At 66.9% G+C, this 12,204-nt stretch carries 10 protein-coding genes and 3 tRNA genes; 6 read left to right on the top strand and 7 right to left on the bottom strand.

Translation table 11 applies throughout. The annotated features are described in order from the left end of the window. The 3 genes from N5E02_RS17620 to N5E02_RS17610 all read right to left on the bottom strand — a co-directional run. Nucleotides 1-541, bottom strand: a 541-nt coding sequence (locus N5E02_RS17620) for a lipocalin family protein (protein ID WP_279946554.1), incomplete at its 3' end; no start/stop codon positions are given. 159 nt (nucleotides 542-700) lie between these two features. Then, nucleotides 701-776 (bottom strand) — tRNA-Phe (locus N5E02_RS17615). Between the two features lie 71 nt (nucleotides 777-847). After that, nucleotides 848-923 (bottom strand) — tRNA-Phe (locus tag N5E02_RS17610). A gap of 367 nt (nucleotides 924-1,290) precedes the next feature. Here N5E02_RS17610 and N5E02_RS17605 point away from each other — a divergent pair. Continuing rightward, nucleotides 1,291-2,316 carry an NADP-dependent oxidoreductase gene (locus N5E02_RS17605; protein WP_065186025.1) on the top strand — a complete coding sequence of 342 codons (1,026 nt, stop codon included), beginning with the start codon at nucleotides 1,291-1,293 and terminating at the stop codon, nucleotides 2,314-2,316. Between the two features lie 79 nt (nucleotides 2,317-2,395). Here N5E02_RS17605 and N5E02_RS17600 read toward each other — a convergent pair whose 3' ends face one another. After that, nucleotides 2,396-3,238, bottom strand: a complete 843-nt coding sequence (locus N5E02_RS17600; protein WP_005417800.1) for a methylated-DNA--[protein]-cysteine S-methyltransferase — start codon at nucleotides 3,236-3,238, stop codon at nucleotides 2,396-2,398. A gap of 132 nt (nucleotides 3,239-3,370) precedes the next feature. Here N5E02_RS17600 and N5E02_RS17595 point away from each other — a divergent pair, with 132 nt between their 5' ends. Further along, entirely contained in the window at nucleotides 3,371-4,132 is a 762-nt protein-coding gene (locus N5E02_RS17595) for an SDR family oxidoreductase (protein ID WP_065186026.1), read from the top strand. Nucleotides 4,133-4,138: 6 nt separating this feature from the next. Here the strand turns inward: N5E02_RS17595 and N5E02_RS17590 are convergent, their stop codons facing one another. Next, the gene (locus tag N5E02_RS17590; RefSeq protein WP_065179572.1) at nucleotides 4,139-4,624 is read right to left on the bottom strand and encodes a hypothetical protein; all 486 of its coding nucleotides are present in this window, start codon (nucleotides 4,622-4,624) and stop codon (nucleotides 4,139-4,141) included. A gap of 164 nt (nucleotides 4,625-4,788) precedes the next feature. Between N5E02_RS17590 and N5E02_RS17585 the strand changes: the two genes are divergently transcribed. Beyond that, nucleotides 4,789-4,959: a hypothetical protein gene (locus N5E02_RS17585; protein WP_196769417.1), complete on the top strand. Its 171-nt coding sequence runs from the start codon at nucleotides 4,789-4,791 to the stop codon at nucleotides 4,957-4,959. A 60-nt stretch (nucleotides 4,960-5,019) separates the two neighbouring features. On the opposite strand, the gene N5E02_RS17580 is transcribed toward N5E02_RS17585, so the two are convergent. After that, nucleotides 5,020-5,095, bottom strand: a tRNA-Ala gene (locus N5E02_RS17580). Nucleotides 5,096-5,593: 498 nt separating this feature from the next. On the opposite strand from N5E02_RS17580, the gene N5E02_RS17575 reads away from it, so the two are divergent. Next, the gene (locus N5E02_RS17575) at nucleotides 5,594-7,924 is read left to right on the top strand and encodes a TonB-dependent receptor (protein ID WP_235649394.1); all 2,331 of its coding nucleotides are present in this window, start codon (nucleotides 5,594-5,596) and stop codon (nucleotides 7,922-7,924) included. Between the two features lie 132 nt (nucleotides 7,925-8,056). Here N5E02_RS17575 and rnd read toward each other — a convergent pair whose 3' ends face one another. Next, nucleotides 8,057-9,136, bottom strand: a complete 1,080-nt coding sequence (gene rnd, locus N5E02_RS17570; RefSeq protein ID WP_005417789.1) for a ribonuclease D — start codon at nucleotides 9,134-9,136, stop codon at nucleotides 8,057-8,059. Nucleotides 9,137-9,220: 84 nt separating this feature from the next. Here rnd and N5E02_RS17565 point away from each other — a divergent pair, with 84 nt between their 5' ends. Together N5E02_RS17565 and N5E02_RS17560 are read left to right on the top strand one after the other, a co-directional pair. Then, the gene (locus N5E02_RS17565) at nucleotides 9,221-11,113 is read left to right on the top strand and encodes a formylglycine-generating enzyme family protein (RefSeq protein ID WP_065179569.1); all 1,893 of its coding nucleotides are present in this window, start codon (nucleotides 9,221-9,223) and stop codon (nucleotides 11,111-11,113) included. 88 nt (nucleotides 11,114-11,201) lie between these two features. Beyond that, on the top strand, nucleotides 11,202-12,098 hold the full coding sequence (locus N5E02_RS17560; protein WP_279946553.1) for a M48 family metallopeptidase: 897 nt from the start codon (nucleotides 11,202-11,204) through the stop codon (nucleotides 12,096-12,098). Nucleotides 12,099-12,204: the final 106 nt, after the last annotated feature.

Genomic DNA, 12,204 nt, shown 5'->3' with positions numbered 1-12,204 from the left:
GCGTATCGCGAAGCGGGGCCATCAGGCGCAGCGGGCGCAGGTCGTAGCCCATGGCCTCGGCTTTTTCTTTCAGCGCTTCGAAGCGTGCGCGATCCATTTCCGGCAGGCGCGAGAGGATCCACAGGTACTTCCGGTCCGGTTCACCGACCAGTGCCCACTGATAGTCCGGGTCCAGCGCCAGCACCCAGTAGTCGGCCCAGACCAGCGGGACCCAGCTCAGCCAGTCCGGCGCGAAGCGCACCTGCAACTGGCCGGGATGGCCGGCCACCGCGCGTGCCACGCCTTCGGCGACCACGCGCTCACCGTCGCCGTTGCGGCAGGCGTTGGTGACACTGATGCGGCCATCGCTGCGCAGTCCGTAGTTGGCGGTGATCTCGCCCACGCACTGCTTCTGGAACGAGACCGGAAGATGCGCAATCTCGTGCCACTGGCCGGCGTAGCGATCGATGTCCAGGCGCTCGACCGCGCGCACAGGTTCAGTGGCGATCACCGGGAAAGCGGCCAGCAGCAGGCAGGCGAACAGGGCGGGGCGCAGAGGCATCGTCAGGCTCCAGGCAGGAGTCTGGAGCGTAGGTGCCGCCGCGCATGCCGGTGTAAATGTTTCGTCAACCGGGCGTGTGCGCGGGCGCCGCATCCGCCACTCGTGCAGTGCGCGAAGCACGGACAAAAAAAGACCTGCATCTCTGCAGGTCTCGAAAGATGGTGGCCGAAGACGGAATCGAACCGCCGACACGGGGATTTTCAATCCCCTGCTCTACCAACTGAGCTACTCGGCCAAACTGTGTGGCAATCACGATCAACTGCGATTCCCGAAAAAAAGACCCGCATTTCTGCAGGCTGTCGAACGTGGTGGCCGAGGACGGAATCGAACCGCCGACACGGGGATTTTCAATCCCCTGCTCTACCAACTGAGCTACTCGGCCACGTAGTTCATTGCAGCGAGGTCGCTGCCAAGGACGCGCATATTACGGAGGTCAGCCGGCTACGGCAAGCATTTCGGCAAAAAACCTTCACATTGCCGTCTGCGCAGACGCAAGTACTTGATCCGCCGTTGCGGGGCAGGGGGGGGGCGCTGGATGCCGATTCATCCGTGCGAGGTGGCGCGGTGATCATCGCGTGCGGCGGAATTCAGCGGGCCACGGTGATCGACAAACGCGGCGTGGCGCGGCCTGCGCGTGGACGGCACCGATACCGGACATGGAACGCTGTTTTCGTGACCCCCATGGGGGAACGCTGCGGCGTAGTGTCGGCGTTCCTTTCCTGATGCTGGCAACAGCAGAGACCGTCGTCATGTCCGACTCATCGACCACCACCCGCATCGTGCTGGCGTCGCGTCCGCAGGGGGCGCCCACTGCAGCCAATTTCCGCCTGGAGCAGGCCGCGCTGCCGCCCTTGGGCGACGGTGAGGTGCTGCTGCGCAATCGCTACCTCTCACTGGACCCGTACATGCGTGGACGCATGGATGAGGGACCGTCGTATGCCGCGCCGGTGGCAGTGGAAGCTGTGATGGAAGGCCAGACCGTGGCCGAGGTATTGCAGTCCAGGGCTGCGGGTGTCGCAGTGGGCGAACGGGTGCTGGCGCCGGGCGGGTGGCAGACCCACGCGGTGCTGCCGGCCAAGGCGCTGGGCCGCCGCCTGGACCCGGCCGGGCTGCCGTTGAGTACGGCGCTGGGGGTGTATGGCATGCCGGGCTTCACCGCCTATTCCAGCCTTCATGAAATCGCCCGCCTGCAGCCGGGAGAGACGCTGGTGGTGGCCGCCGCAACGGGGCCGGTCGGCGCGACCGTGGCGCAGTTGGCCAAGCTGCAGGGCGCGCGCGTAGTGGCTATCGCCGGTGGCGAGGCCAAGCGTGCCTATCTGCAGACGCTGGGCGTGGACGTGGCGCTGGATCATCGCGCGGCTGATTTTGCCGAGCAGCTGCGCGCGGCGGTACCTGCGGGTATCGACGTGTACTTCGAGAACGTCGGGGGCCATGTACTGGATGCGGTGCTGCCGTTGCTCAACGACTTCGCACGCATTCCGGTGTGCGGCACCATCGCCACCTACAACAATCGTGGTGTCGCGCAGCCTGGCCCGGACCGCCTGCCGGCGCTGTTCAGCCAGATCCTGCGCCAGCGCCTGACCGTGCGCGGTTTCATCGTGCACGACTTCAAGCACCTGTGGCCGGACTTCGAGCGCGAGATGGCGCAGTGGCTGCGTGAGGGCCGCATCCAGTACCGCGAGGACGTGGTGGAAGGGCTGGAAAATGCACCGGAGGCGTTCTTCGGGCTGCTGCAGGGGCGCAACTTCGGCAAGCTGGTGGTGAAGCTGGACTGAGGGCTTGGCCGATGCCGGCCAAGGTTGGCGGCTACCGGAGGTTGGGGGCGCCGACAAGGTCGGCGGCTTGCGGGTCGCGTCAGCCGTTGGCGACCTTTTCCCGGCGCAGCAGTTCGCGCTTGCGTGCCACGCCCCAGGCATAGCCGGACAGGTCGCCGTCGCGGCGCACCACCCGGTGGCAGGGCACCGCCACGGCCAGCGGATTGCTTGCGCAGGCGCGTGCCACCGCGCGGCTCGATCGCGGCGCGCCGATACGCGCGGCGATTTCGGCATATGAGGCCGTCTGTCCGCGCGGAATCTGCTGCAGCGCCTGCCATACACGTTGCTGGAAGGCCGTGCCGCGGATGTCCAGCGGCAGCGTGGCGCCTCGCGAGGGATCCTCGACCAGGCCCACCACCTGTGCCACCAGTTGTTCATAGCCGCTGTCGGCCCCGACCAGTTCGGCCTGGCGGAAGCGCTGCTGCAGTGACTGCAGCAGCGCTTCCGGATCGTCGCCGAGCAGGATCGCGACCACGCCGGTGGCACTGCTGGCCACCAGCACGCTGCCCAACGAACTTTCGGCAAGCGCGAAGTGGATGACTTCGCCGCGACCACCGGCACGCCATTGCTTCGGCGTCATGCCCAGCAGCTTCGGCGCGTTCTCGTAGAAGCGTCCGCTGGAGCCGAAGCCGGCATCGTGGAAGGCGTCGGTGATGCGTTCCTGTTGTTCCAGCCCGGTGCGCAGGCGGTCGGCGCGCAGCGCGGCAGCGTACTGCTTCGGGGTCAACCCGGTTGCTTCCTTGAAAAGGCGATGCAGACGGGTTGGGCTGCAACCCGCGATCCCGGCCAGTTCCTGCAGCGAGGGTTCGTCGTGGCTGGCTTGAAGGTGGCGGCAAACCCGTTCGACGCGGGCATCGAGGGCGGTGGTGGCGGTGCTGTCCATGGCCGGATTCTGGCACGTGCTGGTTCTGCGGAAACTCCGTTTCCTGCACCGATGGGCCGGGCCCGGAAACGGAGTGTTGGCAGGCGATAGGCGCGGCATCGTGGCGGCCACTTCACAACCGGTACCACGACCATGCGGCTGAACAACAAGATTGCTCTCATCACCGGTGCCAGCGCCGGCATCGGCCGCGCCAGCGCGCTGCGCTTCGCTGCAGAAGGGGCAAAGCTGGTGCTCAACGCACGGCGGCCAGAGCCGCTGCAGGCGCTGGCCGAGCAGATCCGCGCCGCCGGTGGCGAGGTGGTGGTGCATGCCGCGGACGTGGCTGATCCGGCCACGGCACCGGCGCTGGTGGAACTGGCCCAGCAGTCATTCGGTGGGTTGGACATCGCGCTCAACAATGCCGGCATGCTCGGCCCCGGTGCACCGGCAGCAGAGTTCCCGGTGGATGCGTGGCGCGAGGTGATGGCCACCAATCTCGATGCCGCCTTCCATGCCGCACGCGCCCAGTTGCCGGCGTTGCTGGCACGCGGCGGTGGCTCACTGGTGTTTGTCGGCACCTTCGTCGGCCACACCGTCGGCTTCCCGGGAATGGCGGCCTATGCGTCGAGCAAGGCCGGCTTGATCGGCCTGAGCCAGGTGATCGCCGCCGAATACGGCGCGCGTGGCGTGCGCAGCAACGTGCTGCTGCCCGGGGGCACCGATACCGAGATGGGCCGGCAGGCGGCACCGACCGGTGATGCGCGTGATTTCGTGCGCTCGCTGCACGCGCTCAAGCGCATCGCCGAGCCGGAGGAGATCGCCAATGCGGCGTTGTTCCTGGCCAGCGATGAAAGCAGCTTCGTTACCGGTACCGCAATGCGCGTTGAAGGCGGCGTGTCGATCACCCGAACCTGAGCGCCGTCACGTGCGAGGCGCGTAGCGGATGCCGCTGCTGGCCATGAATCCCTTCGGGTCGAACCGGGCCCAGGCCTCGCCCCAGCCGAAGCGGGCGTGGCCACCTGCCAGTTTGCGCCCCAGTGCCGTGGTCAGGGTGCGTCGCATGAAAGCGACTTCGGCATCGATCGCGGCCTGGGTCGGCCAGCCGTCTTCCAGTGTCGCATCAGGCAGATCGACGCCCATCGTCACCCTGTCGAGCTGTTGCCCGTGGAAGCCCAGGCTGATGCCAGCGGGCGCACCGCCCAGGCTGAGCCGGTGCAGGCTGAGCCAGTGATAGCCGGTGCCGACATCGCGCTCCCCTCGCACCAGCGCGGCAAAGGCGACGCGCGCTTCGTCCAGTGACAAGGTGGGGCCGATCAATGCTGGCAGGTTGCCGAGCTGGATGCTGCCGTCGGTTGGATTGAAGTTCATCGGCACGGTGTGTGCCGCGTGCTGGGCGGGCGGGGGCATGGGTGTACGCGGAATTCGTGCTGCATCGGATTCTGGGCGTGTGTTCACCGTCACAGCAAGTGGGTTCGTGCACACGCTGTTGGCGCGGGACTGACCTGTGGATTACCCGCCGGCCTCTAGCGTGGGGCAGAACGTCGGCCTGATGCCGATAAGGGAGTAATCAGATGAACGAGCCAGACAAGGATCAGGACCCGAAGCAGGGCATCCAGGAAAGCCGCCAGGACCGGAAGCAGGACAACGTGGCGAAGCAGCGGCCGGGCCAGTGCGACCAACAGGTGCGTGATGCGCATTCGCGCAGCCCGCGCCGCAAGGATGGCGGCCAGGAACCCGCCTAGGCGGATTCCAGACAAGAAAAAACCCGTAGATCGCCAGGATCTACAGGTTCTTCTGAATAGTGGTGGAGCCAAGGAGGATCGAACTCCTGACCTCGTCATTGCGAACGACGCGCTCTCCCAGCTGAGCTATGGCCCCACGGCAGGGCTGCAGTGTAGCGCTGCCTGCCGGGCTTGCCAAGCGCCGGGCAGGGACGACGCAAGGCCTGGATCCACCGCCGTGCCGGCCGGATTCGGGCCAGTGCTTGGCGCAGCAGGGCGAATTCGACAGAGACCAGGCGTTGCGCAAGGCAATGCCGGGGGCGGCAGCAATGAGCAGTCGTCCCGCGAAGCCGTGGCGCCGTACAAGTAAAGGCGAGAGTTGGTTTCGCAGCGCGCATGCGGGCGACTTGCGAGGGTCGATGTCGCGCTGACCCGGCTGCCAGGAGCTTCGGGGTCAGATCCGTTTTCCTTGGGAGAACGGAGCTGACCCCAAGGTGGTGCCGGCGGACTGTGCCGAAACCGCTTGTTTCGCCGGGTTCGGGTGCCGCGCAACGAAATCGTAACAATTTGGGGGATAATGGCCGCTTGCGCAGTTTTCCCCCCTTTTTGCCGCCCGGCTCGCGCAGGCCGCACGGACGCCTCCTCAGAGCATTCCATGCCCTCCCATTCCGATTCCCGCCGCCTGTCGGGTCTGTCGTCTTCCTTCGTTTCCTTCCGCCGCCATCCGCTGGCCCTGGCCTGCGCCGGCCTGGCTCTGGTCGGCAGCTTCGGTGCCGTCGCGCAGGACAGCGCGCCGACCCCGACCGGCCTGGACACGATCACCGTGACCGCCGAACACCGTGAGCAGAACCTGCAGGAAGTGCCGGTCTCGGTGGGTGTGGTACAGGGCGAGCGCATGCGCGACTTCACCGCCGGCGGCGACGACACCCTGCTGGCACTGTCCGGCCGCGTGCCGAGCCTGTATGCGGAAACCACCACCGGCCGCATCTTCCCGCGCTTCTATATCCGTGGCCTGGGCAATATCGACTTCTACCTGGGGGCCTCGCAGCCGGTGTCGATCATCCAGGACGATGTGGTGCTGGAGCACGTGGTGCTGAAGTCCAACCCGGTCTATGACGTGGACCAGGTGGAAGTGCTGCGTGGCCCGCAGGGCTCGCTGTTCGGCCGCAACACCACCGCCGGCATCGTCAAGTTCGACACCCTGAAGCCGACCCAGGACTACACCGGCCGGGTCAGCGCCAGCTACGCGACCTACAACAGCGTGTCGATCGACGGCGGCTTCGGCGGTCCGATCAATGACATCGCCTCGTTCCGCGTGTCGGCGCTGTACCAGCACCGCGATGACTACGTCGACAACACCTACAAGGGCCCGAGTGCCGACGGCACGGTCAGCCCGAAGAAGAACGCGATGGGCGGCTTCGATGACCGCAACGTGCGCGCGCAGCTGCTGCTGACCCCGAGCGACCAGTTCTCGATCCTGGCCTCGGCCCACGCCCGTGATTACGAAGGTACCTCGACCCTGTTCCTGCGCGGTGCGCTGACCAAGGGCTCGAACAAGACCGACGTGCCGCGCGACAAGGTTGCCTACGACGAAGCCGACAACAATCCGCAGGCCTACAAGACCTACGGCGGCTCGGTGAAGGCACGTTACGACTTCGGCGCGATCGACTTCACCTCAATCACCGCCTACGAAACCACCTCGGGCTACAGCCGTGGCGACACCGACGGCGGCGCTGCGGTGAACTTCCCGGTGAACGGCGTGCCGAACGGCTACGGCCAGTCGATGGGCCGCATCCGCGACCTGGACCAGTGGACCCAGGAATTCCGCCTGGCCAGCCATGACGACAGCGCGCTGCAGTGGCAGGCCGGTGCGTTCTACTTCAACGGCAGCGACACCACCGACTTCTACCAGCGCGCCTGGTTCCTGCAGGGCGCGGCCCGCAACCCGAACAACTGGGTGCGCCTGCGCAACAAGAACACCTCGTGGGCCGGTTTCGGCCAGCTGAGCTATGCCTTCACCGACAAGTTCACCGTCACGGCCGGCCTGCGCCAGACCCGGGACGAGAAGCACACCCGCCTGCTGAAGACGGCTGACACTGCCGCTGGCGTGGTCACCTACAAGGGCCGCACCGACGTCAAGATGTCCGACACCACCCCGAGCTGGGATCTGAGCGCGATGTATCAGATCACGCCGGACGTAAGCGTCTATGCCAAGGTCGCCCGCGGTTTCCGCGGCCCGACCATCCAGGGCCGCTCGGCCGTGTTCAATGCCGACTTCACCACCGCCGATTCCGAGACCATCCTGTCCTGGGAAGCGGGCGTGAAGAGCAGCCTGTGGGACAACCGCCTGCGCTTGAACGCCACCGCGTTCACCTACACCGTCAACGACATCCAGCTCAACGGCAACGATTCGGACGGCAACGGCGTGCTGTTCAACGCCGACAAGGCCAAGGCCTATGGTTTCGAAGCGGACATGGAGCTGCGCCCGATCCCGAACCTGACCCTGAGCGCCGGCTTGAGCCTGCTGCACAGCGAGATCAAGGACAAGCGCGTCTACGCGCAGGTCTGCGGCCTCAATGGCCAGGTGGTGTGCACGGTGAATGACCCGACCATCAAGGTCGGTGCCAACACCTTCGCGCAGATCGACGGCAACCCGCTGCCGAACGCGCCGAAGTACAACGTCAACCTGGCCGCCCGTTACGACTTCCCGGTCAGCGACGCGGGCACCATGTTCGTGTCCACCGACTGGAACAAGCAGGGCTACACCAGCTTCGTGCTGTACGACAGCAAGGAGTTCAACTCCAAAGGTGATTTCGAAGGCGGCCTGAAGATCGGCTACTCGGGCAACTATGGTGCCTACGAAGTGGCGCTGTTCGCGCGCAACATCACCAACGAGAAGAACCTCAAGGGTGTGATCGAGAACTACATGGCGGCGGTCTACAACGAACCGCGTACCGTCGGTGTCTCGCTGAACATGAACTGGTAATGCGTTGCCACGGTGGCGGGTCTTCCCGCCATCGTACTGCTGGAATGCAAAGGGCGGCCCGGTGATCCGGGTCGCCCTTTTTCATGGCCTTCGACGGTGGCCGGAACGCAATCCCGCGCCGCGCTCGGCACTTCAGCGTGCAGGCAGCAGCGCCTGCAGCCGCGACTCCAGTTCTTGCTGGCGCCAGCCGGCCAGTGCGGCCGGCCATTGGCGGCGCTCCAGGTAGCTTTCCAGATGTTTGCGCGAGGCCAGCACGCCATCCGGCAGACCCAGCTCGCGGCTGCGCTCGGCAACGGCGTCCTGCAGCCTCTTCAGTGCCTGCTTGTTGGTGTCGTTGGCGGGCAATGCCAGCGGTGCCTCGGCCTCATCGGCCAGCGGTGTGTCCAGCGCCTGCCACACCGCGCCGGCGAGCTTGCGCGGTGCCTTCGGGAACTGTTCAAACAGCGTGGCCAGCGCGGCGGCATCGGCCGGTGGCGTGCGTGCCAGCGTGGCGGCCAGTTCGTTGTCCAGGATCCAGCTGCGCGGGCGGTCGCTGCTGCGTGCCTGCACATCACGCCAGCGCAGCAGGCGCAGCAGGCGGCGCTGCGCAGGAGCATCGAGAAACTGCGCTGAGCGCATCGCCAGATGCGGCCAGCGGTCCTCATCATTGGCGACGCTGGCCAGCAGGCGCTCGCCGTCGTCGTGCAGCCACTGCTGGCGGCCCAGCGCCTGCAACTTGGCATCAATGGCGTCATGCAGTGCGAACAGGTGCTCGACGTCGTCGGCGGCGTATTGCAGTTGCGACTCCGAGAGCGGACGGCGCATCCAGTCCGAGCGGGTTTCGCCCTTGGCCAGCGCCACGCCGGTGATTTCCGCGACCAGCTTCTGGTAGCCCATGCCGCCACCAATGCCGGCTAGCGAGGCGCCGATCTGTGTGTCGAACAGCGGTCGCGGCAACACGCCGCAGGTCCACTTGAAGGCAACCAGGTCTTCGCTGGCGCTGTGCATCACCTTGGTGATCGACTCATCGGCCAGCCACGGCGCCAGTGCCTCGGCCATGCCGGGAATCAGCGGATCGATCAGCAGGATGTCCTGCCCGACCGCCATCTGCACCAGAGCCAACTGCGGCCAGAACGTGCGTTCACGGATGAATTCGGTGTCCAGGCCGATGCGGGCCGGACGCTGCTGGAAGTACGCATCCAGCTCGGCGGGGGTGGTGATCCAGGTTGCCACGGGTCAGGGCCTACTACTCGGGTTTGCTCAGGCAGGGGAGAATAGCCTAACGTCGGTCCGCGTCCGTGCCGAAGGAGATCCTGCTTGCGTTTTCCGCTGTCGTCCGTGCTGTGCACCGCTCTGGCCGTGGCCTTGGCCGGTTGCACGCCGTCGCCCTCGGCAACACCGGAGCCGGGGCCGGCTGCTGGCGAAGACGCGCGGCCGCAGGAAGGTTCACTGGCGGAGCCGACGCCGGGGGTGGGGCAGGGTAGCGTCACCATTGCCGGTGAGGATGCCACCGAGGACGTGCAGCGGTGGACACCGCCACGCGTCGACCGGCAGGGCCGCAGCGTCGCCCAGCTGCGCCGCGCAGCCGAAAAGGCGTTCAGCGAAGGGCACCTGTACGAGGACGCCGACGCGGCGGTTCCGCTGTGGCTGGCAGTGCAGGAGGAAGATCCGGATGATCGCCTGGCCCGCAGCGGCCTGCAGCGTGCTCGCCAGCGCCTGCAGCAGCAGGCCGATGCTCTGCTGGTTCGGCCACTACGGCAGCGCGAGGCGCTGGCCGAGGCGAGTCGCCAGGCACTGGTGCTGCTGACCCTGGCGCCGAAGGATGAGAAGGTGCGCGCGCTGCAGGGCCGGGTGGAGCTCGCCCAGCGCGTGGTGGCCTATAACCGTGCCGGCGAGGAAGACCTGCGATCGGGGCGGATCGGCGAGGACGGTGACGGTGCGATTGGCAACTTCCGTGAAGCGCTGGCTCTGGACGAAGACAACAGCCGGGCGCGGCAGGGCCTGGCGGCGGCCGAAAGTGGCCTGATCCGCCGGGCCGAGGACGCCGCGCGCGTACGCGACTTTGCCAGTGCGGGCACCTGGCTGGCCGAAGCCAGCAAGGTCCGTGACTCGTCACCGACCATTGCCGATGCCTTCGAGCGCATCGAGCAGATCCGCGCCGCCGCGCTGCTGCAGCTGCGTGATGAGGGCCTGCGCGAGCTGGCCACGCCGCAGGGGCTGAAGCCGGCGCGCGAAAAGCTGGCCGAGGCCCTGCGCATCGCCTTGCCGGGGGATGCGGTGGTGGCCCAGCTGCGCGAACGCATCGATCTGGCCACCCATTACGGCAGCTTCCGCCCGGGCCAGGTGTTCAGCGACGCGATGCGTGATGGTGGGCGCGGTCCGCAGATGGTGGTTGTGCCGCATGGCGGCTTCCAGATGGGCGCGGGTGATGCCGAGCCCGGCTCCACCGACGCCGAGCGCCCCTCCCATTACGTTCGCTTTGACCGCGGCTTCGCGATGGCGATCACTGAGGTTACCGTCGGCGATTTCGAGCGCTATGTGAAGTCGACCAATGCCCGACCACGTGCGACCCGGCGCGGCCACTCGGTGGTCTATGACGAGCGCAGCGGCAATTTCATCCGCCGCAGCGGCGTCGACTGGCGTTCGGATTACGATGGCGCGCGCGCACTGGGCAACTCGCCGGTGATGCATGTCAGCGTGCGGGATGCCGAGAACTACGCGGCATGGCTGTCCGAGCAGACCGGACGCAGCTACCGGCTGCCGAGCGAGGCCGAATTCGAATATGCGCTGCGCGCCGGGAGCAGTGGCCGCTACCCCTGGGGAGACGCCGGTACGCCGCCGCCGGGCAGCGGCAACTTCACCGGCAGCAAGGACGTCTCGCCTTCGGGTCGGCACTGGCACAACGCTTTCATCGGCTATGGCGATGGCTGGTGGGGACCAGCGCCGGTGGCCAGTTTCCAGGCCAATGCTTTCGGCCTGCACGACATGGCCGGGAATCTGAGCGAATGGGTGGCCGACTGCTGGCACGCCAGCTACCGGCGTGCGCCGTCCGACGGTGTCGCCTGGTTCAACCCGGGCTGCCGGTCACGGGTGATCCGGGGCGGCAACTGGGCCAATGCGCCCGAGCAGACCCGTGCGGCCTGGCGGCAATCGCAGGATTCGGACACCACCAATGCGCGCATCGGCTTCCGCCTGGTGCGCGGCATCTGAGCGGCATCGGGCTTCACCCGCTGCTGGCGTCCGCGCACTAAGATTGCGCCGTGCCCGCCAGCCGGCGGGGTCTGCTGGAAGACCACCGATGCGCAACGATCCCTTTTCCCGCTCGCCCCAAGGTCCGCAGCGACGCGGCCTGTTCGGCAACATCCGCTGGTGGGTGCTGCTGCTGGCAGCGGGCTATGCGGTGTTCTACTGGCTCTCCAATCGCACCGTCGATCCCTACACCGGCGAGAAGGTGATGATCGACAGCAGCCTGGATGCGCGCCAGGAGACCGCGCTCGGTCTGCAGGCCTACCAGCAGATCCTCGCGCAGGAACGGCCGATGGATCCGAATGCGCCGATCGCGCGCGATGTGCGCGACATCGCGCAGCGCCTGATCGCCAAGGTGGATGTGGTGGAGACCGCGCTGGCACAGGAGCACGGCGTGCAGCCGGCGCATTTCGCGCGGGATTTCCAGTGGGAAGTGAATGTGATCCCGTCCGAGCAGGCCAATGCGTTCTGCCTGCCGGGCGGCAAGATGGCGGTCTACACCGGCCTGGTGCCGGTGGCGCGTACGCGTGATGCGATGGCGGTGGTGATGGGCCATGAGATCGCCCACGCGCTGCTGCGCCATGGTGCGCAGCGGATGGCGCAGCAGAAGCTGACCCAGATCGGGCAGATGGCCGGTGCCGCCAGCGGCATGGATGCGCAGCAGCAACAGATGATGATGTCGGCGATGGGCTACGGCTATCTGCTGCCCTATGCGCGCAGCCACGAGACGCAGGCCGATGAAGTGGGGCTGATGCTGGCTGCGGCGGCGTGCTTCGATCCCCGCGAGGCGGTGCCGCTGTGGCAGCGCATGGGCCAGGCCAGTGGCGGCCAGGCGCCGCCGGAGTTCGCTTCCACCCACCCGAATCCGGGCACCCGCATCCAGAACCTGCAGGCACTGATGCCGAAGGCGCTCGAGTACCGGCAGAAGTTCTGCGAGCAGGCAAAGTAGAGGGTGTTCGGCAGGGCTTGCAGCCCTGCACCTGCCGAAGCCAGAGCAACAGCAACAGCAACAGCCGAAGCAAAAGCTGGCTATCCGTGGGATGGCGGGGTGGGTC

It is taken from the genome of Stenotrophomonas sp. GD03777 (assembly GCF_029842485.1).
Lineage (GTDB): Bacteria > Pseudomonadota > Gammaproteobacteria > Xanthomonadales > Xanthomonadaceae > Stenotrophomonas > Stenotrophomonas sepilia.
This window is presented reverse-complemented; position numbering and strand designations above follow the sequence as displayed.